Below are 20,388 nucleotides of genomic sequence, written 5' to 3' on the forward strand. Positions count from 1 at the left end.
TCAAGCGGTGGTGTCATGGCGCTGCTCCTCGTGTTCCGCCCGCCGTACGGCGGCCGATGCCGCGGCGACCTGCGCGGCGTAGGTGTCCAGGCCCTCGGCGCCGCTGCCGGGCAGGCCGGTCAGCCGGGGCAGCAGATCCCCGAAGGCGTTCACCTCACCGACCGTGAAGCGGCGCCACCCGTTCGACGGCAGGACGTCGACTCCGACGCACAACGTGCCCGGGAAACACGCTGCCGCCCGCTCGGCCACCTCCAGCACGTCCGTGAACCGGCCGCCCGCGGCGCCGATCGCCGCGCGTGCCGCCTCCAGATCGCCGCGGGCGCCACCGAGGTGCAGGTTCGTCATGGGGTGCCGGCTGGTCCGCACCACGGCATGCGTGGCGCGCCCCGCGACCACGACCACCCGCAGATCGGCGGCCCGGCCGCCCTGCGCCGCCTTGGGCAGCCACCGTTCGACGTGGAGCCCGTCCGGGGCCAGGGCGTCGACGAGGGCGGCGACCTCGGTCTCCGAGGTGTAGTGGCGTATCCGCAGGGAGTTGTACAGGCGGCCGTCGGAAGTGGTCTCCACGGACGTCGTCGCCTTGATCCGGCCGGGGCCCGCCATCGACAGGGCCACGACACCGGAGGCCGACGAGCCGTGCGCCGGTTTCACGAACGCCCTTGAGATCCGGGCGGCCTTCAGCTGCTCCCTGAGCCCGTCCCAGCCGCCGATCGGGCCCGCCAGGGCCGGGGGTACGGGGACGCCTGCGGCGGCGAGCCGGGCATGGCAGCGGCGCTTGTCGAACAGGACCGCGACATCCTCCGCCTCGGCGGACGTCACGGCGCCCGCGCGGTGCGCCGCGCCGGCCAGTTCCCGGACCGCGGCGGTGAAACGGCGGTACCACAGGGCCGTTCCCTCGACCCGGGCGGGATCGTCGGTGCCCCGCAGCAGCCGGTCCACCTCGGCGTTCTCACCGGGGGAGTCGATCCGCACGAACTCGCCCGGAGCGAAGGCGTACCGCCCGCGCAGCACGTCCCGCCACGCGAGCACCCGAGGCGCCGGGTGGCCGGCCGCGCCGACGGCAGCGGCGAACATCGTCGTGCGCCGGTTCTCGGGATTGCCGATCACGGCGAACCGCAGACCCGCGCCGGGCGCCGGGCTATTCGGAGACGGCGACATAACGCCACTCCTCGTCCCGCCACCGGTGCGGCTCCTGACGGTCCGACAGATCCACCTCGGTCCCGGCGGACCCGAACGCCGTACGGATCCGTTCGGCCATGGACTCGCTCAGGAAGTGATGGTGCAGGTCGAGCCGGCTGAGATGGGTCAACGGCTGGCCCCGCAGCAGGGCTTCGGCTCCGGTGTCGGTGAGCGTGCCCATGGACAGGCTCAGCGACTCCAGCTGCGCCACGACCGGCGCCGAGGCGAGGGCCGCCGCGATCTCGTCCTGCAACTCGCTGTCCTGCAGGCCGAGATGGCGCAGTGCCCCGAAGCGTCCCTGGTCGAGGATCGGCGCGAGGTCGGCCACGGTCGCGTCGCCGCCGTAACGGGACACGCCGAGCCACAGCTCCAGACGCTCCAGGGCGGGCAGTTCGCATGCGCCGACGGCCCGCACCACTTCGCCGGGCAGGCCGCCCGACTCGAACCGCAGCACGCGCAGCGCGCCGTGCCGCACCGGGCGCAGCGACAGGGGTTCCTCGCCGAGTCCGTGCGAGCCGCCGCCGCGCACGCCCAGCTCCTCCAACAGCGGGAAGCGCTCCAGGACGGGGGTCACATCGGTCAGCCGCAGCCAGGAGATCTCGCACTCCTCGCCGGTGACGTCGGCGAGGAACAGGGCGCGCAGCGCGGGGAAGCGTTCCGCGTCGGCCAGGATCGGCTCCAGCGCCGGACGCAGTTCGCTGTACTCGTCGTGCCACCAGGGCCCGATGACCAGGGCCCGTACTTGCGTGCTCGGCACCCGGTCCACAAAGGACTGCCACAGGTCGGCGAACGGCGTCTCCCAGGAGCAGTCCAGCCGCCAGGCCACGTCGCCCGCGGCCACCAACTCGCGCTCACACGGCTCGGTGAAGGTGTGGACGGGCAGCCCGTGGAAGGTGTCGAAATGAGCGGCGAAGGTCATGACGGTCTCATTCCGCGACGGCGGTGAAGCGGTGGACGACGCCGTCGTTCTCCCAGCTGTCGCCGGGCTCGGACAGGTCGACGTCGACGCCGGACGGCTCCAGTGCCGCACGCATCCGCTGGGCCATCGGCTCGGTGACGAAGTTGTGGTGGAGGTCGAGCCGGCTGAGGTGGGTGAGGGGCTGGCCGTCGAGCAGCGCCGCCGCGCCCTGGTCGGTGAGCACGCCGAGCGACAGGTCGAGCGAGGTCAGTTGGGCGACGACCGGGGCCGCGGCGACGGCCGCGGCGATCTCGTCCTGGATCTCGCTGTTGCGCAGGCCGAGATGGCGCAGTGCCGGAAAACGTCCCTGGGCGAGGATCGGCGCGAGGTCGGCCACCGTCGCGTCGCCGCTGTACTCCTCGACGCCGAGCCACATGTCGAGGTGTTCCAGCGCGGGCAGTTCGGCGGCGGCGACACCGCGCACGACCTCGCCGGGCAGGCCGCCGGCCTGGAAACGCAGCGTGCGCAGGTGCTGGTGATGGACCGCCGGGAAGCGCAGTCCGGTGCCGCCGCGGATCCCGAACTCCTCCAGCAGCGGATAGGCGCCGAGGACCGGTGTGACATCGCTCTGCTCGATCCAGGAGATCTCCGCCTCCTCCATCTCAAGGTCGCCGATGAACACCGCCCGGAGCGCGGTCAGTCGGTCACGGGCGTCCACCAGGGACCGTACGACGACGCTGGAGTCGTGGTCGTACACCTCGCCCCACGGGCCCACGACGATCGCGCGGACACCGGCGGGATCCACGGTTGCGAGGAAGCGGGCCCACAGTTCACCGAAGTTCTCCTGCACGGAGTCCCCGTACGGGTCGAGGGCCAGCCGCCAGGCCACGGCGCCCGCCGCCGGCAGCTCCCCTCGCTCCCCGGGAGCGGGGAAGTCGAAGGCCGGCAGGCCGTGCAGTTCCTTCAGATGCTCGACATGGGACATGAGCGCTGGCCTCCTGGGACCCGGACGTGAAGCAGTGATCGCGAAGAGTTGTACCAAGCCGCACTGACATCGGCGGCAACGGGCCGTGCACCGCCCGGTCCGAGGGGCGTTGTCAGACCCCCGGCGTAGCGTCGTGGACATCGATCGGCGAGCGCCGACGGGGAAGGGAGACACGTATGTACCGGCAGGGGGACGTCCTGATCGTGCCCGTGGAGGAGGCGGCCGTGCCGCCGGGCACGGACCGGCTGCCGCGGCAGCCGCGGGACGCGCGGGGGAGGCTCGTGCTGGCTCTCGGTGAGGTCACCGGACACGCCCACGCGGTGGTCGGGCCCGGGACGCTGGTCCGCGAGGCCGGGCCGTTCGCGGCCTCCTACCTCCATCTCCCGGACGGCGGCAGGGTGGTGCACGAGGAGCACGCGGCGATACCGCTGCCCAAGGGCTGGTACCGCGTGGTGCGGCAGCGTGAGTACGTGCCCGGCGCGGTCCGCGTCGTGGCGGACTGAGACGGCGGGAGAACGAAGCGGTGACGATGGCGATGCAGGCGCGGGCGGACGCGACGGACACGTGGCGCGAGGTGGCGGCGGCGACCGGGCCCGCCGACCGGGCGGCCGCCGAGGAGGGCCTGCGGCTGGCCTACCGGTTGGCGGGCCTGCCCGGGCCGGAGCGGATCGTGTGGGTGGGATCGCCCCGCGAGGGCGCCGTGCTGGCCACGCGACTCATGGCGGAGAAGACGGCCGGCCGTTGTGTCCGCGACGCGGTGCGTACCCGGCCGTGGGCCGTCGCCCGGGAGCGTGTCCTCGGCCGGCTCGGGCCGGCCGGCTGGGCCGAGCACTGGGCCCTGACGAGCGCCCCGCTCTGGGACGGCACGGTCATACTGACCGAGCGCATACGCACCGGCGTGGTCGAGGACTCGGCCGGTGCGGCAGGCGGCGAGCAGGCGGTCCGGCTCGCGCTGCTCGACGCGGTTCTGGGCCAGCACGACGCGGCCTGGCTGGCCGCCTTCGACGGCCAGGACGGCGGTGAGGCGCTTGCCGGGATCGCCGCGGTCGCCCGCGCCGCGGGCTGGTGGTGGCCCTACGAGAAGACCGTGATCGTCTGTGAACGCCCCGTGGAACTGCACCGTGACGAGGCGGGCAGGCTCGACCGCGGGGACGGGCCGGCGCTCGCCTTCCCCGACGGATTCGCCCTGCACGCCTGGCGCGGCATGCCGGTGCCGGCCGCGTTCCTCGGCGAACTCGCCGGGCTCACCCCGCGGCGCATACGCGAGGAGGAGAACGCCGAACTGCGCCGCGTGATGCTTGAGTACTACGGCTACGACCGGTATCTGGAGGAGTCCGGTGCCGAACCCGTGCAACGGGACGAGGCGGGAGTGCTCTGGCGGATCGAACTGGAGGGTGACGAGCCGCTGGTGATGATCGAGGTGGTCAACTCCACCCCGGAGCCCGACGGCACCCACCGCACCTACTGGCTGCGGGTGCCACCCCGCACCCGGACCGCGAGGGAAGGCGTCGCCTGGACCTTCGGACTCGAGGAGGCCGAGTACGCACCGCAGCGGCAGACATGAGCCGCCGCTCCGGCGAAGGACCGGGGGCCGGCGAGGGCGCCGTTGAGGACCGGAGAAGACCCAGGCCCTGCGGTCTTCCGTACCCCTGCGTACGCGGTGGTGTGACACCGGCCTGACGCAGTGTCAGTCTGACGCGGCGTCAGTCCTCCTGGTCTGCGTGGCGAGTTCCGTGGCCAGGCGGGTGCGCAGGCCGTCGACCAGCGCCCCGAGGGCGATCTCGAAGGCCAGGTCGGCGGCCGGCCGTCGCTGCGCGGCCGATGCCTCGTCGCGGGCGTGCACCGCGGCGGAGAACCTGGGCACCTGGGGCGAGTCCGGCCCCGGGTCGAACATCGCGGGCGGTGCCACCAGGTCCAGCGCCGAACCCAGCACGAACGACTCCACGCCGACCATGACGGGGATGACCGACGCGGTCGGCCATCCGCCGCGCTCCAGCCCGGCCACCACCGACTCGTACATCCGCAGGGTGCGGTGCGCACCCCACACCGGGATGGTGGCCAGCAACGAGATGGTCTGCGGATGCGCCGCGAAGGCCGCCCGGTAGAGCCTGGCCCAGCTGACCAGGGCCTCGTCCCAGGGAAGGGTGTCAAAGACGCCCGCGTCGATCGGGTCGGCCACCAGCTCGCGCACGCCGGCCAGGATGTCGTCCCTGCCCCTGACGTGGTTGTACAGCGACGAGGGCCGCACCCGCAGCCGCCGGGCCAGCAGGGCGACGGAGAACCCCTTGGCGCCCACCTCGTCGATGAGGTCGAGCGCGCCGCGCATGATCACCTCGCGATCCAGTACGGGTGTGCTCGGCCGTCCCGTCCTGCGCGTCCCGGCGCTCATCCGATGTGCCGCCCCTCTTCCCAAGCGTCGTCGCGTGAGTCTAGCCTGCGTGCACTAAAACGAATGGCTTTCGCTTTAGGAGCGCGCATGCCCCTCACCGTCTTCCGGCACGCCACCGTGTGGACCGGTCTGCCCACGCCGTCCGACACCGGGCGGCCACCGGCCGCGCTGGCCGTGCGGGACGGCCGGGTGGCGGCCGTCGGCGCCGCGGCCGAGGCGCTGGCCGGCGCCGCCGACGAGGTGCTGGATCTCGACGGTGGCCTGCTCATGCCCGCGTTCGCAGACGGCCACTGCCACCCAGACCAGGCGGGATTCGAGGCGCTCGGCCCCCGGATCAGGCCGTGTACCAGCGTCGACGAGCTGGTCGCGGAGGTCGCCCGGTACGCCGCCGAGCACCCGGAGGCCGACTGGATCCTGGGCGGCAGCTATGACGCCACGCTCGCCCCCGACGGCCTCTTCGACGCCCGCTGGCTGGACGCCGCCGTGCCCGACCGCCCGGTCGCCCTGCGCGCCTGGGACTACCACACACTGTGGTGCAACACCGAGGCCATGCGCCGGGCCGGACTCGACGACTCGGTGAAGGACAGCGAGCGGGGGCGGTTCCCCCGCCGTCCCGACGGCAGCCTGATGGGCACCCTGGTCGAGTGGGACGCCGTCGACGCGGTCCTCGGCGCGGCACCCGCATGGAGCCGGGACGAACGGGTACGGGCCCTGGCCATCGCCACCCGCACCTACGCCGCGGCCGGTGTCACCTGGATCCAGGACGCCTGGGTGGAGCACGAGGCCGTCGACGCCTATCTGGCGGCGGCCCGGCAGGGCGTACTGGCCACGCGGGTGAACCTCGCCCTGCGCGCCGATCCGTCGCGCTGGCGCGAACAGCTGGCCGAGTTCGCGGCCGACCGCGACCGGATCGAGGCGGCGGGCCTTGACCGGCTGACCCTGCGCACCGTCAAGTTCTTCGTCGACGGCATCATCGAGAACCGCACCGCGGCGCTGCTCGAACCGTACGCCGACGACCCCTGCACCCGGGGCATGCCGCTGTGGGCCGCCGCCGAACTGCGCGAGGCACTGCTGGAGTTCGACCGGCTGGGACTGCAGCCGCATCTGCACGCGATCGGGGACGCCGGTATCCGTACCGCCCTGGACGCCCTCGCCCACCTCACCGAGGTACGCGGCCCCCGGGACCGCCGCCCGGTGATCGCCCATGTGCAGATGGTCGACCCCGAGGACCTGCCGCGCTTCGCCGAACTGGGCGTGATCGCCAACATCGAGCCGCTGTGGCTGCGACCCGACCCGGTGATGACCGACCTGACCATGCCCCGCCTGGGCGAGGCACGATCCCGCCGGCAGTACCCGCTGGGATCGCTGCTGCGCAGCGGCGCCCGGGTCTCCTTCGGCAGCGACTGGCCGGTCACCGACCACCGGCCGCTGGCCGGCCTTCCGGTCGCGGTGACCCGGCAGACCCCGCAGCGCCGTCCCGAGGGCGGCTGGCTGCCCGGGGAACGGATCGACATCGAGACCGCGATGTCCTGTTACACGGCCGGCGTCGCCCACCAGGCGATGGCCGACGACCGTGGTGTCCTGGCCCCGGGCCGCGGCGCCGACCTCGTCTGGCTCGACCGGGACCCCCGCGACTGCGACCCGCACGACGTGCCCCGCATCACCGTGCGCGGCACCTGGCTGGCCGGCGAGCGCACCCACCACGCCCACGGGTGACCGTACGGCGGGGCGCCGCCGCACGCCCCGCCACCGCCCGTTGCCGGATCGCCCGGCAACCCGTCATTCTCTCTGCGGAAGGAACGGCTCATGACGGCGACAGACACCCCCGCGGGATCCGGGCTCAAGCGGGTCCTCGGACTGCCCGGACTCACCCTCTTCGGTCTCACCTATCTCGCTCCGGTGACCGTGTTCACCACCTACGGGGCGGTCACCGGCGTGACCGACGGACATCTGCCGGCCGCCTATGTGATCGCCCTGGTGGTGATGCTCTTCACGGCCGTCAGCTACGGGCGGATGGTACGGGCGTTCCCGGCCGCAGGCTCCGCCTACACCTACACCCAGCAGTCCTTCGGCGGGCACGTCGGCTTCATGGTCGGCTGGACCCTGATGCTGGACTACCTCTTCCTGCCGATGATCAACTTCCTGCTGATCGGCATCTATCTGCACAGCGAGTTCCCGTCGGTGCCCGCGCAGGTGTTCGTGCTCGCCGCGCTGCTGCTCTCGCTGCTCGTCAATGTGCTCGGCGTGAACCTCATCAGCCGGCTCAGCACCCTGGTGGTGGGCCTCGCGGGGGTGCTCGTGGTGGTCTTCGTCGCCCTGTCCGTCCATCGCACGCTCGACCACGGTGTCTCCGCGCCGTTCGCCTCGTTCCTGCCGGGCGGTTCGGGGACCTCGGCGGCGTTCTCCGGGGCGGCGATCCTCGCGCTGAGCTTCCTCGGCTTCGACGCGGTCTCCACCATGTCGGAGGAGGCCAAGGACCCGCGGCGCACCATTCCCCGCGCCATCGTGCTGACCACCGTCCTCGGTGGCGTGCTGTTCATCGTGGTGTCCTGGATGGGCGCGCTGGTGCACCCGGGTTCCACCTTCACCGACCCCGACAGCGCGGGCCTGGACATCATGCGCACGCTCGGCGGCTCCGCGTTCACCTCGTTCTTCGTCGCCGTCTATGTCGCGGGCGCCTTCGGCTCCGGGGTCGCCACGCAGGCCAGTGTGTCCCGGATCCTCTACTCGATGGGACGCGACGGGGTGCTCCCCAGGCGGGTGTTCGGCCGGCTCCACCCGCGCTTGCGTACCCCGGCGACCGCGACCGCTCTGGTGTCCGCCGTCTCGCTGGTCGCGCTGTTCATCAGCCTCGACAACGCCGTGGTGATGGTCAACTTCGGCGCCCTGATCGCCTTCTCGGTGGTCAATCTGAGCGTGGTCAAGCACTACCTGGTCGACAAGGGCCGCCGCAGCGGCCGTGATCTGCTGTCCTACGGACTGCTGCCGGTCGTCGGCTTCGCCCTGACCCTCTGGCTGTGGACCAGCCTGGAGGGCATCACCTTCGAGGTGGGGCTCTGCTGGATGCTGGCCGGGTTCCTGTATCTGCTGTTCCTGACCCGTATGTTCAGCCGGAAGCCTCCGGTGATGAGCTTCAGCGAGAACCCGGCGGAGGCCGTGGCGGCTCCCCGTGACGGGTCCGCGGCGGAAGCGCGGGGCGCGGTGCCGCGCTGAACGGCATGGCGTCCGCCCCGGTCCTCCGCCCGACGGCGACGACGCCCCGACGGCGACGGCGTACCTCCCGCCGCCGACGGCGTCCCGACGGCGACGGCGGCACGGCGGGATCAGGGCGGGCGCCCGTTCACCGGCACGATGAACGCATCGAGACTGCCGGTCCCCGGCAATGACACGACCGGGACGCGGCGCCACAATGGTGCCGCAGGACGGCAAGCCTGACGCCGGCGCACCCCACGACCACGCTCCCGGAGCCGGCCGTACTCGGGCCGCTGTCCCGATGAGTGGGTGCAACGGTGTCCTGAGAAGAGGGGGGAAGCACGAGATGACCTCGGTGCTCGTGTTGTTCGGCGTGCTCGGCGCACTCGTCGTGCTCCTGGTCGTCGTCCTGCTGCGCAGGAACAGCAGCCGTACACAGACGGCCGACGGTCTGCTGATCGAGCGCGAGGCACGACTCCAGGCGGAGATGGACCGGGTCTCGTTCAACGCCCGCTCGGTCGACAACGCCGCGCCCACGTCGAGCGACGTCTACCACCGCCGTCACCGGCACCGCTGAGCGGGCACCGAGAGCCCGTCAGCCGTGTGTGCCGGGGCCGGTCACGGCCGGCCCTCAAGGAAGACGTCCAGCAGCCGCGCGGTCTGGCCGGGGGCCTCTTCGGGCACGTAGTGGTCGCAGGGCAGCGCCTGGCCCCGTACGTCCGTGGCGTAGGCGCGCCAGACATCGAGGACGTCGTAGGTGCGGCCCACGAAGCTGTGTGCGCCCCACAGGGCCAGCAGGGGACAGGTGACGCGGCGGCCCGCGGCGGCGTCCTCGTCATCGTGTACGAGGTCGATGCTCGCGGCGGCGCGGTAGTCCTCGCAGGAGGCGTGGATGGCCGCCGGGTCGGAGAAGCAGCGCACGTACTCGTTCTGCGCACGAGGGTCGAAGGGGGTTCCGCCGTGGTGGCGGGCGCCCATGCGGGTGCGGACCCAGAAGCCGGGGTCGGCGCCGATGAGGTGTTCCGGGATGCCGTCGCCGGCGGCGAGGAAGTACCAGTGGTAGTAGCCGAGCCCGAAGCCGGCGTCGGCGTGCCGGAAGGCGTGACGGGTGGGCACGATGTCCAGGACGGCCAGCGCCGTCACGGCGTCCGGGTGGTCCAGGGCGAGGCGGTGTCCGACCCGGCCGCCGCGGTCGTGGCCGACGACCGCGAAGCGGTCGAAGCCCAGTTCCCGCATCACCAGCAGCTGATCATGTGCCATCCGGCGCTTGGCGTAGGCGCCGTGGTCGGGGCCTGAGCGCGGCTTGTCGCTGTCGCCGTAGCCGCGCAGATCGGTCAGGACGACGGTGTGCCGGGCGGCCAGCAGCGGAGCCACACGGTGCCAGATCAGATGCGTCTGCGGGTAGCCGTGCAGCAGCAGCACCGGAGGGCCGTCTCCGCCGACCCGGGTATGGATGCGCACGCCCTCGGCGTCCACGAGACGAGGGGCGAACTCGGCAGGCAGCAGGTCGGTCATCCCCTGATCACAGCAGCACGCGGCAGCGCCGGTCCAAGACCGTTTCACGGCCATCCTTATAGGGTCACCCTATGAGAGCCATGGGGCGGAGGCGCGGCGATGGACGTCAGACAGCTTGAGTACTTCCTCGCCGTCGTCGACCACGGCGGCTTCAACCGCGCGGCCTCGGCGCTCTACCTGGCCCAGCCCTCGCTGTCGCAGGCGATCCGGGCACTGGAGCGCGACCTGGGCAGCGAGCTGTTCCACCGCATCGGGCGCAAGGCCGTGCTGACCGAGGCCGGAACCGCCCTGATCGAACCGGCCCGCGCGGCCGTGCGCAGTCTGGAGATGGCACGGGCAACGGTGGAATCCGTGCACGGCCTGCGCAGCGGGCGGGTCGACATCGCGGCGATGCCCTCCCAGTCCATCGAGCCGCTCACCGGCATGATCCGGCGCTTCGCCGAGCGACACCCGCAGGTCTGCGTGGCCGTCCAGGCGGCCTTCACCCCGAAGGATGTCACCGAGACGGTGCGCACCGGGAAAGCAGAGCTGGGGCTGGTGGCGAGCCCCGCGCCGTTCCCGGCGACCGACGTGCGGCCCTATCCGGTCATGGAGCAGAAGTTCGTCCTGCTCACCCCGCCCGACGGGCCCTTCCCGCCCGGAGCGCCGGTACGGCGCGAGCAGCTTGCCGGACAGCGTCTGATCGTCGGCCAGCAGGGCACGGGGATGCGTCAGTACGTCGATGACCTCCGGGCGGCGGGAGTCGAGTGGACCCTCGCCGTGCAGAGCGAGCACCGCATCGCGCTGGTGCCGCTCGTGCTCGGCGGCGTCGGACTGGCCGTGGTGACCGATTCCTGGCGGGACTTCGCCGAACGGGCCGGGGCGCTCGTGCTGGACATCGAACCGGCGACCACGCTGCACGTCGCGCTGCTCAGCAGGAAGACGGGGCTGACCCCGGCTGCCCGGGCGTTCCTGGCCAGTGCGACAGAGGGCGCCGGCCGCCAGGCCGGATAGGCGCGTCCTATAAGACACATGGACGGCCCGTCTTGGACGCGCCGGTGCGCTGGTTGCTGCAATCCACACATGACGACCTACCGCATCGCCCTCATCCCCGGTGACGGGATCGGCACCGAGGTGCTGCCCGCCGCCCGGCGCGTCCTGGACGCCGTCGCCGCCCGACACGGCATCGCCTTCTCCTACGACGCGTTCGACTGGTCGTGCGAGCGCTATCTGCGCGAGGGCGCGATGATGCCCGACGACGGCCTGGATCAGCTGCGGGGCCATGACGCGATCCTCCTGGGCGCTGTCGGACACCCCGGCGTCCCGGACCACGTCTCCCTGTGGGGCCTGCTGATCCCCATCCGCCGTGGCTTTCGCCAGTACGTCAACCTGCGGCCGATCCGCGTCTTCGAGGGCGTGGCGAGTCCCCTGCGCACCGCCGAGCCCGGCGAGGTGGACTTCGTGGTCGTACGGGAGAACGTGGAGGGCGAGTACAGCGAGATCGGCGGCCGTCTGAACCGCGGCTTCCCCGAGGAGATGGCCGTCCAGGAGGCCGTGTTCACCCGCGCCGGGGTCAGCCGGGTGCTCGACTACGCCTTCGAGCTGGCCGCACGGCGGGGCGGCCGGCTGACGTCGGCCACCAAGTCCAACGGCATCGTGCACACACTGCCCTTCTGGGACGAGCTGGTGAACGAACGCTCCCGGCACCACCCGCATGTCGCCTGGGACCAGGAGCACATCGACGCGCTGGCCGCGAAGTTCGTCCTCCAGCCCGCACGTTACGACGTCGTCGTCGCATCGAACTTGTTCGGCGACATCCTCAGCGACCTTGCCGCCGCGGTCGCGGGCGGCATCGGCATCGCCCCCGCCGCCAACCTCAACCCCGAGCGCGCATACCCCTCCATGTTCGAGCCGGTGCACGGCTCCGCACCGGACATCGCGGGGCGCGGCATCGCCAACCCGCTCGGCGCCATCTGGTCCGCCGCCATGATGCTCGACCATCTGGGCCAGCCGGCCGCGGCCACCGACATCACGGACGCGATCGCCGCCGTGCTCGCCACGACCTCCGTGCGCACCCCCGACCTCGGTGGCACCGCCGGTACCGAGGAGTTCACCGAGAAACTGCTCGAACTGCTCTGATCCGCACGGCGGGTTGTGGTGGCCGGGACGTGTCAGCCAGGCCACCGCGCCGTACCGGACCGCTCGCGCACCACCGCGGGTCTGCCCGGGCCTAGCCCTTGGCGCGGTACAGGCCCCGGCCGGTTCGGCGGATGCGCGACGCACCGACGAGGCGGTCGAGTGTGCTGCGGACCCCGTTGATGCTTCCGCTGTCGGAGTCGCGCCCCAGGGCCGCCGCGACATCGCGGGCGCGGACGTCGGCATCGCCGACGGCGGCGAAGTACTCCATGATCTGCTCGGTGAGCTTGCCGTACTGCTTCGGCCCGCCGGCGTTGGCACCGGCCGGCGTGGGCGCGTCCGCCGGTTCGGGGGAGGCGGGACGGGAGCGCCGCGCGCCGGGCACCGCGGCCTCGTCGCGTTCCGCGGCAGCGGTTCCGGCGGCCGGATCCGCCGAGGCCGCCTCACCGGAGGGGGGCAGCATCAGGGTCTCAAGGGTGCTGAGGGCCCGCTGTACGGAGCCGAGGTGTGCCACGACCGCGGCCAGTTCCCTTTCCAGCGACTGTTTCTGGATCTGCAGGCGTTCCAGTTCGGCCTGAAGGCTCTCAGCGGTGACCTCGATGTCATGCGCCGCATGGGTTCCGGAGACCATGTGTTCCTCTCATCCTCAACCCTTTCTGCCGCGCCGGGCTCACCTGCGGTGTCGCAGGGCCCGGGCACGCAGACGAGTGTCACCCTCATCATACGCAGCGGTACCTCGACCAGTGCCACTGTGTGTGTCCGACGCGGCGGCGCGAAACACACCGTGGTGGACGAGCTGACGGTCCTGCCCCAAGCAGTGCGGCCTCCGTCGCCGGGAACACGCCGACGGCGGCCGGATCGGGGTGCTTGTCGTGCCGCCGTGGCGACGGCGTGCACAGCGCAGCGATGCTCACGATTTCATCACACCAACGTGTGAGATAGTGTCAGCTCCGCTGTTCACGGCGGGCGCAATCACCACGTGAAGGCAAGGTATCGCAGTGCACAAGCGCAAGCCGCGATGGCGGCTGCCACTTCTGATCACGTCCGGCGCCCTCGCGGCGGCCGGCGTCACCGGTGTTCCGCTGCTGGCCCAGGCTTCGGGCTCCGACCCGCAACCGGCCGGCCGGCAGCAGGCGTTCGAGCGGGCCGCGGCCGAGTTCCACGTTCCGCTGCCGGTGCTGCTCGGCGTCGCCTACCACGAGTCGGCCTGGGAACCGCATCCGGGCGAACCCAGCACCAGCGGCGGCTACGGTCCGATGCATCTGACGGATGTGACGCCCGCGATGATGGCCGGCGGCGACGCGGGAGCCGCCGGGCGTGCGGATCTGAAGGAGATGGCCGCCGACCCCTCGTTGCACACCCTGCGGGCGGCGGCGGAACTGACCGGGCTGCCCGCCGGGAAGCTGCGCGACGACGAGGCCGCCAACATCCGCGGCGGCGCCGCCCTGCTGGCCTCCTACGCCAAGGCCACCACCGGAGGCGTACCGCAGGACGTGGGCCAGTGGTACGCCGCCGTGGCCCGCTACAGCGGCTCGCCGCAGGAGCGCGGCGCGAAGGCGTTCGCCGACCGGGTCTTCGCCTCCGTCAAAAAGGGCGTCAGCGAGACGACGGAGGACGGTCAGCGGGTCCGGCTTGCCCCCGTCACCGACGTGCGGCCCGCGACGGACCAGCTCGCCGGCCTTCGTCTGAAGGCGACGGACGCGGCACAGACCGAGTGCCCGGTGACACTCGACTGCACGTTCATCCCCGCCGCCGCCGCGAACGGGCAGGTGTCCGACCGGCCTGCCAATGGCATCCGGATCGACTCCATCGTCATCCATGACACCGAGTCGTCCTACGAGTCGGCCATCAACAGCTTCCAGACACCCGGTGGCGGCTCGGCCCACTACGTGATCCGTTCCTCGGACGGTGCGGTGACCCAGATGGTGCCCACCAAGGACCTGTCCTTCCAGGCCGGCAACTACTCGACGAACATGCACTCGATCGGCGTCGAGCACGAGGGCTACGCCGCCGCCAACGGGACGTGGTACACCCAGGCCCAGTACGAGGCAAGCGCCGAACTCGTCAGGTACCTGGCCGACCGGTTCGGCATCCCGCTGGACCGGCAGCACATCATCGGGCACGACAACGTCCCGGGACCGAACTCCTCCCTCGTCTCCGGCATGCACTGGGACCCGGGCCCGTCCTGGGACTGGGAGCGCTACATGCGCCTCCTCGGCGCCCCCGTCGACGCGGCACACGGCACCGCACGGGTCGGCTCGGCGGTCACCATCACACCTGGTTTCGCCAAGAACCGGCAGACGGTGCAGGTCTGCCCCTCCGACGATCCGACGGGCGCCACGCCCGAATGCACCGAACGGCGCCAGCCGGCCGACTTCGTCCCCCTGCACACCGCACCCAGCGGCAGCGCACCGCTCTTCGGTGACCAGGCCATCCACCCCGAGGGCGCCGGCACCCGCAGGATCAACGACTGGGGCAGCACCGCGCAGGCGGGCCAGCAGTTCGTCGTGGCCGATCAGCAGGGCGCGTGGACGGCCATCTGGTACAGCGGCAGCAAGGTGTGGTGCCACAACCCCGGCGGGCGCAACACGACCCCCGCCCACGGGGCGACCGTGATCAAGGCCGCCCAGGCCGCGCCCGCCGCCGTGTACGGCAGCAGCTACCCGGACGCGGACGAATATCCCGCCGGGCTCTCGCCCTCCACCCAGGCGCCGCTGAGCTTCTACGACATTCCCGCCGGCCAGGCGTACGTGGCCACCGGGGAACCAGCCGCCACCGACGACTACTTCCCCTCCAGCGGCACCGTCGTGACCGGCGGCAAGAAGATGTACACCATTCAGTACAACCACCGTCTGGCCCTCGTGTACGAGGCGGACGTGGCGGCAGGCCGATGACCGCGCAACCCTGACGGAACCGCCCGCCAGGGCGGCGTTCGGACACGGTGCGACCGGGCAGGAGGTGTGCACCAGGGTGCGGGCCGGCGCGCAGGCACGTCACAAGATCCGCACCGGCCGGTCGAGGACATCGGGACGACTGCCGCGGTGGCTGTGGTGCGTGGGCCGTGCGAGAGGGAGGATGTCGTATGGGCCGTGCCGATGACGCGGTGCCGATCGCGGAGCTGCTCGACGAGCGGCGTCATCTGCTCGACGTCGCCCACTGGATGCTGGGCGACGGCAGCGCGGCGGAGAGCGTCGTGGACGAAACGTATCGACGGTGGTACGCGCTGCCCCAACCGGCTCGGGCACGGATCACCTCGCCGCGTGCATGGCTGGTCGAGGTCACCGGCGGCATCTGCCTGGCCCGGCTGACCCCGCCCGACAGCGCCCCTTCCTGCTCGGGAGCCGAGCCGCGCGGGACGCCCGAGGAGGAGAGCAGCGGAACGCTGTTCGACGCGCTGGATTCCCTCTCCCCGGCACAACGTGCGTCGTTCGTGCTCAACGACGTGTGCGGGGCGCCGCGCACGGTCGTCGACATCGTGCGGCAGCCGGGACCGGAGCGTTCCGAGCCGGCCGACGACGCCCGCCGCAGTCTCCGGGCACAAGGCGCGCGGCACACCACGCCACGGCAGCACGACGCGGCCGTCCACACCGTGCGGACGGCCTGTGCGACGCAGGACGAAGCCCTCCTGACATCCGTCCTCGCACCCGATGTCACGGCCTTCTTCGACGGCGGCGGCAAGATCCGGGCCCTGGTCGAACCGGTCCGCGGCAGCACACAGGTCGCCCGCAGCCTGCTCACGCTGCTGCCCCGCCACCCGCGCACCGCCCTGCACACCCAGTCCGTCAACGGGCGCACCGGCCTCGTCGTGCGCCACGACCGGCTGGTCGCCGCCGTCATCAGCCTCGACATCGCCGGCCGTCATGTCGTCCAGATCTGGGCCGTCCTCAACCCCGACAAACTCCGCACCTGGAACAACCTCGACCCCTCCGGCCACTGACGCACCCCACGCGAGGCGCCGCATCGCCGCCGGGTGTGCGCAGTGCGGTCGCCACGCCGTGTGTCACATCGTCATGGCGTGGCCGGTCATAGGGAGGACAGCAGTTCACGAACCTCTGCCTCACGGCGAGTTCGTCGAGGCGCACGAACCGCTCAGCCGGGAACGGGCGCACACCCTCACGGCACACGAACACCCGCAGACGACCGCCGGGGGAGACGATCAGCCGCTCAGGGAGGCCACATAGGGCAACAGCTTGGAGGGATTCATGACCCACATGATCCGGTCGATCCCGTCGGCGGACGCGTCGATGCACAGCAGCGCCACGGCGTTCCCGCCGGCCGAGACGAGAACGGACGGCCGCCCGTTGGCCTCGACCCACCGGATGTCCGCCTCGGGCCAGAACCGGGGCGCGAAGGCCGCGAGGTACCTGGCCACGCGCAGACGCCCGATGACTGGGACCTTCGACGCGCCGCGCGTCCCGCCGCCGTCGGAGTAGCTGACGACGTCCTCGGCGAGAAGGTTCTCCAGTACGGACAGATCGCCCGTCCGGGCCGCGGCGAGGAACACCTCAAGCAACCGTCGGTGCTCGGCCGGGCTCACCCGCTTCCTGCGTTCGGCGGCGAGGTGCTTGCGGGCACGGCTCACCAACTGGCGGGCATTGGCCTCACTGGTCTCCAGGATGTCCGCGATCCGGTGGTAGGGGTAGTCGAACGCCTCTCTGAGGACGTAGGCCGTGCGTTCCACCGGGTTCAGCTTCTCCATGAGGAAGAGAACCGCCAGTTCCAGCGCCTCGGCCCGTTCCGCGCCCACCTGCGGGTCCACCGTGGTGTCGACGGGTTCGGGAAGCCACGGTCCGATGTACGACTCCCGTCGCACCCTGGCGGACTGGGCGAGGTTGATGGCCAGTCGCGCGGTGACCGTGGTCAGGAAGGCCGTCGGCTCCACGACGTTCGTGCGGTCCTCGTTGTGCCACCGCAGCCATGTCTCCTGGACGATGTCCTCGGCCTCCACCGAGCTGCCGAGGATCCGGTACGCGATGCCGAAGAGCCGGGGGCGCGCCGCAAGGAAGTCCTTCGTCGCCTGGTCAACGGCCCCATTGTGATCGTTCCCAGCGTGCATCGTTGTCCCTTCCGGCGCCGAGACCACCATGCTACAAGCTGCCACAGTGTGCGCTCGCGGCGGTGGACGGGCGCACCCGAGTCAACGCTGTGATCACACGGTTGCACTCATGTGTGCCGCGTGGATCGGCACATGCCCGGCCCCACCACCCGGGTGCGGTCCTCCACGCCCCGACTCGCTCGTTCGGCTTATCCGGTCGTCACACAAGGCGGCCGTGAAGATCTTTATGTGAGCGAGCACGCTCGCTTCCGATGCACATTCGTAGACGGAGGAAGGAATCGGTAGTGGATCAGTGGCAGCGCCGGCGATGGTCCGGCGGTATGTCCTTGGCCCTGTCGGCCGCGTTATCGGCTTCGCTCGCGGCGACGGGGGTGGTCTCGGCGGTGTCCCCGGCGGCGGCCGACTCCGGGGACGGTGACGCGACCATCCGGGTCGTGCGCGAGGTGAACGCGAACGGCAAGTGGGACCAGGCGCTGGAACCGGGCATGGCCGGGGTCACGGTCGTACTGACCGACGACGCCGGGCGGTCGGTCACCGGGATCACGCAGGCGGACGGCACGGTGAAGCTCACGCCGGGCAACAGCCTGGGTGGCGGCAAGTACCGGGTCGAGGTGAAGAACCCCGACGAGGGTGTGCTGTTCCCCGGGTTCGCCTCGGCGCGGCCCAACCTGATCGATCCGACGGTGCTGTCGTCGAACGTGGAGTTCGTGGATCTGTCGGGTGGCAAGAACGTGGAGATCACCACCTCGTTCTGGTCCCCGGAGGACTACTGCCAGAAGAACGCCACCTTGGTGACGGCCTGCCAGAACGCCTCCATTCCGCCCGGTAGCGCGTCCCCGGACAGCAAGCGCACGTTGACGTCGTTCCCGTTCGGCACGCGCGGCGATGCCGTCGCGGACCCCGGCCTTGTCTCTGACCTGGCGAACAACGGGCAGACGGGCACGGTCTGGGGTGTCGGCGTCAACCGGGTGACCAAGCAGGTCTTCTCCGCGGCCTATGCCAAACGAGGGGCCAAGTACGGCCCCGGCGAAGCGGGTGCGATCTACCGGACCGACCCGGCCACCAAGCAGACCGTGGTGTTCACCAAGGTCCCCAACCCCGGCGGCACCCAGCACAACATGAATGCCGGGATGGACCAGGCGTTCGGTCCTGTGGTCGGCAAGGAGTCGCTGGGCGACCTGGACGTCAGCGCGGACGGCAAGGACCTGTACGTCGTCAACCTGCACGACCGCAGGCTCTACCGCTACGACGCCACACAGCCCACCGCCGCCACGCAGAAGGCGTCCTACCCGATCAAGGACCCGGGCTGTGCTGCGCCCGGGGACTGGCGCCCCTTCGGCCTGGGCCTCCACGAGGGCAAGGTGTACGTCGGCGGCGTGTGTTCGGCGCAGTCCACCGGCAACAAGGCCGACATGCGGGCCGTCGTGCAGGTCTTCGACCCGGTCACGGGCCAGTTCACCGGCACGGTCATGGACCAGCCGCTGAACTTCCCGCGCGGCGGGTGGACGGGCGCCAACGCGTGCGGCGGCCCGAGCTGGTACCCGTGGACCGACACCCGGCCCCTGACCCAGGACGGCAAGGCATGCACGGGTGACGTGATCCAGAACCCGGAGCCCGAGCTCACCGACATCAGCTTCGAGATCAACGGTGACATGGTCGTCGGCTTCGCCGACCGTTTCGCCGACCGCGCCGGCTGGAACCTGCCGGAGACCTCCGGCACCTGGCCGGCGACCACCGCGGTCAACGGCGGTGACATCAACCGGGCCTGCCGTGGCGGGAACCACATGTTCGTCCTGGACGGCAACGGCGGCTGCAAGAACAACAACACCGGCCCCGCCGTCTCGGGCGGAGAGAAGCCGGACGTCAAGGAGTTCTACCCCGGCGACTACATGGGCACCGAAGAAGGCGGCCACCAGGAGATCAGCTCGGGTGGTGTGGCGTTCTCCGCGGTCGAGGACAGGATCCCGTTCACCGCGATGGACCCCATCCAGAAGACGGGCAGCGGCGTGCGGTGGCTGGACCGCAACGACGGCACCAGCGCCATCAACGGGGACGGCCTGTTCCTGAACAACGACTTCGGCAAGGCGCGCGGGATGGGTGACCTGGAAGTCCTGTGCGACGAGGCGCCGTTGCAGATCGGCAACCGGGTCTGGAAGGACACCGACCTGGACGGCGTCCAGGACCCCGGTGAGGAGCCGGTGGTGGGTGCCACGGTCAACCTGTACGACGCGGCCGGCAAGAAGATCGGTACGGCGGTCACCAACGAGCGGGGCGAGTACTACTTCGACTCGACCGTGACCAAGAACGTCAAGCCGGAGGACTTCCCGTACGGCAAGACGTACACCGTGAAGATGGACAACCCGGCCGACTACCAGACCGGTGGCGTCCTGGACGGCTGGAAGCCCACCCGGCCCAACCAGGGCAACAACGACCAGATCGACTCCAGCGGTGAGACGTCCGGCAACCCCTACCCGGCCGCCCAGGTCACCCCGAAGGGCGCCGGCCAGAACGACCACGGCGCCGACTTCGGCTTCGTGAACCCGCAGGCCGACCTGTCCGTGATCAAGACGGGTCCGGCCTGGGCGGGCCCGGGTGGAGAGATCGAGTACAACGTCATCATCACCAACAACGGGCCGAACCGCTCCACGCGCTGGACGGTCACCGACCCGCTGCCCGAGCGTCTCACCGACGCCAGGACCTCCGACGCCGGCTGCGGTATCGCCGCCGGCATCCTGACGTGCTCCGGTGGCCCGCTGGACGTCGGGGAGAGCCACACCGTCAAGGTCACTGCCAAGGCGCCCGCCGACTTCCAGCCGATGGAGATTATGACCAACTGCGCCAAGGTCACGGGTGCTGAGCCCGACCCCAACCCCGACAACAACGACTCCTGTGTCGACACCGTCGGCGTCCCGGTCATCGACCCCGTCGTCGGTGGCACGGCCGCCGCGGCGGCCATCGGCGGCTTCCTCCTGATCCGCCGCCGCCGCACCAGCGGAGCCGCCATGTAACAAGCCACTACCCCTCTCTGCCAATGGAACGAGCGGTCCCTCCCCGGCATC

17 protein-coding genes are annotated in these 20,388 nt (G+C 71.3%); 10 read left to right on the plus strand and 7 right to left on the minus strand.

All coding sequences use genetic code 11. The annotated features are described in order from the left end of the window. From ACIRFL_RS00900 to ACIRFL_RS00910, 3 genes are read right to left on the minus strand one after another with little or no spacing between them, the layout of a single operon-like run. Entirely contained in the window at nucleotides 1-1,158 is a 1,158-nt protein-coding gene (locus ACIRFL_RS00900; RefSeq protein WP_404022824.1) for an STM4014 family protein, read from the minus strand. Then, a complete protein-coding gene (locus ACIRFL_RS00905) occupies nucleotides 1,139-2,098 on the minus strand; it encodes an STM4015 family protein (protein ID WP_404022825.1) in 960 nt (319 codons plus the stop codon). Before ACIRFL_RS00905 ends, ACIRFL_RS00900 begins: the two co-directional genes overlap by 20 nt. A 7-nt stretch (nucleotides 2,099-2,105) precedes the next feature. Then, on the minus strand, nucleotides 2,106-3,062 hold the full coding sequence (locus ACIRFL_RS00910; RefSeq protein ID WP_404022827.1) for an STM4015 family protein: 957 nt from the start codon (nucleotides 3,060-3,062) through the stop codon (nucleotides 2,106-2,108). Between the two features lie 176 nt (nucleotides 3,063-3,238). On the opposite strand from ACIRFL_RS00910, the gene ACIRFL_RS00915 reads away from it, so the two are divergent. Continuing rightward, nucleotides 3,239-3,565: a hypothetical protein gene (locus ACIRFL_RS00915; RefSeq protein ID WP_404022828.1), complete on the plus strand. Its 327-nt coding sequence runs from the start codon at nucleotides 3,239-3,241 to the stop codon at nucleotides 3,563-3,565. Nucleotides 3,566-3,591: 26 nt separating this feature from the next. Beyond that, complete coding sequence (locus ACIRFL_RS00920) at nucleotides 3,592-4,626, plus strand: DUF6745 domain-containing protein (protein ID WP_404022830.1); 1,035 nt, start codon at nucleotides 3,592-3,594, stop codon at nucleotides 4,624-4,626. Between the two features lie 123 nt (nucleotides 4,627-4,749). Here ACIRFL_RS00920 and ACIRFL_RS00925 read toward each other — a convergent pair whose 3' ends face one another. Then, the gene (locus tag ACIRFL_RS00925; RefSeq protein WP_404022832.1) at nucleotides 4,750-5,451 is read right to left on the minus strand and encodes a TetR/AcrR family transcriptional regulator; all 702 of its coding nucleotides are present in this window, start codon (nucleotides 5,449-5,451) and stop codon (nucleotides 4,750-4,752) included. An 87-nt stretch (nucleotides 5,452-5,538) separates the two neighbouring features. Here ACIRFL_RS00925 and ACIRFL_RS00930 point away from each other — a divergent pair, with 87 nt between their 5' ends. From ACIRFL_RS00930 to ACIRFL_RS00940, 3 genes are all read left to right on the plus strand, one after another. After that, nucleotides 5,539-7,167: an amidohydrolase gene (locus ACIRFL_RS00930; RefSeq protein WP_404022833.1), complete on the plus strand. Its 1,629-nt coding sequence runs from the start codon at nucleotides 5,539-5,541 to the stop codon at nucleotides 7,165-7,167. Nucleotides 7,168-7,257: 90 nt separating this feature from the next. Then, nucleotides 7,258-8,664, plus strand: coding sequence for an APC family permease (locus tag ACIRFL_RS00935; protein ID WP_404022835.1), 1,407 nt, complete (start codon nucleotides 7,258-7,260; stop codon nucleotides 8,662-8,664). 325 nt (nucleotides 8,665-8,989) lie between these two features. Continuing rightward, on the plus strand, nucleotides 8,990-9,220 hold the full coding sequence (locus ACIRFL_RS00940) for a hypothetical protein (RefSeq protein WP_404022836.1): 231 nt from the start codon (nucleotides 8,990-8,992) through the stop codon (nucleotides 9,218-9,220). 41 nt (nucleotides 9,221-9,261) lie between these two features. Here ACIRFL_RS00940 and ACIRFL_RS00945 read toward each other — a convergent pair whose 3' ends face one another. Continuing rightward, a complete protein-coding gene (locus tag ACIRFL_RS00945; protein WP_404022838.1) occupies nucleotides 9,262-10,158 on the minus strand; it encodes an alpha/beta fold hydrolase in 897 nt (298 codons plus the stop codon). 99 nt (nucleotides 10,159-10,257) lie between these two features. Here ACIRFL_RS00945 and ACIRFL_RS00950 point away from each other — a divergent pair, with 99 nt between their 5' ends. Together ACIRFL_RS00950 and ACIRFL_RS00955 are read left to right on the plus strand one after the other, a co-directional pair. After that, on the plus strand, nucleotides 10,258-11,151 hold the full coding sequence (locus ACIRFL_RS00950) for a LysR family transcriptional regulator (protein WP_404022840.1): 894 nt from the start codon (nucleotides 10,258-10,260) through the stop codon (nucleotides 11,149-11,151). Nucleotides 11,152-11,220: 69 nt separating this feature from the next. Further along, nucleotides 11,221-12,276 carry a tartrate dehydrogenase gene (locus tag ACIRFL_RS00955; protein WP_404022842.1) on the plus strand — a complete coding sequence of 352 codons (1,056 nt, stop codon included), beginning with the start codon at nucleotides 11,221-11,223 and terminating at the stop codon, nucleotides 12,274-12,276. A gap of 91 nt (nucleotides 12,277-12,367) precedes the next feature. On the opposite strand, the gene ACIRFL_RS00960 is transcribed toward ACIRFL_RS00955, so the two are convergent. Then, nucleotides 12,368-12,904: a hypothetical protein gene (locus tag ACIRFL_RS00960; protein WP_404022843.1), complete on the minus strand. Its 537-nt coding sequence runs from the start codon at nucleotides 12,902-12,904 to the stop codon at nucleotides 12,368-12,370. A gap of 367 nt (nucleotides 12,905-13,271) precedes the next feature. On the opposite strand from ACIRFL_RS00960, the gene ACIRFL_RS00965 reads away from it, so the two are divergent. Then, nucleotides 13,272-15,167: an N-acetylmuramoyl-L-alanine amidase gene (locus ACIRFL_RS00965; protein ID WP_404022844.1), complete on the plus strand. Its 1,896-nt coding sequence runs from the start codon at nucleotides 13,272-13,274 to the stop codon at nucleotides 15,165-15,167. A 188-nt stretch (nucleotides 15,168-15,355) separates the two neighbouring features. Then, entirely contained in the window at nucleotides 15,356-16,210 is an 855-nt protein-coding gene (locus ACIRFL_RS00970) for an RNA polymerase subunit sigma (protein ID WP_404022846.1), read from the plus strand. Between the two features lie 219 nt (nucleotides 16,211-16,429). Here ACIRFL_RS00970 and ACIRFL_RS00975 read toward each other — a convergent pair whose 3' ends face one another. Then, nucleotides 16,430-17,329, minus strand: a complete 900-nt coding sequence (locus ACIRFL_RS00975; RefSeq protein WP_404022847.1) for an RNA polymerase sigma-70 factor — start codon at nucleotides 17,327-17,329, stop codon at nucleotides 16,430-16,432. Nucleotides 17,330-17,649: 320 nt separating this feature from the next. Between ACIRFL_RS00975 and ACIRFL_RS00980 the strand changes: the two genes are divergently transcribed. After that, nucleotides 17,650-20,337, plus strand: coding sequence for an SdrD B-like domain-containing protein (locus ACIRFL_RS00980; RefSeq protein WP_404022848.1), 2,688 nt, complete (start codon nucleotides 17,650-17,652; stop codon nucleotides 20,335-20,337). Nucleotides 20,338-20,388: the final 51 nt, after the last annotated feature.

It is taken from the genome of Streptomyces sp. NPDC102462 (assembly GCF_044765425.1).
Classification (GTDB): Bacteria; Actinomycetota; Actinomycetes; order Streptomycetales; family Streptomycetaceae; genus Streptomyces.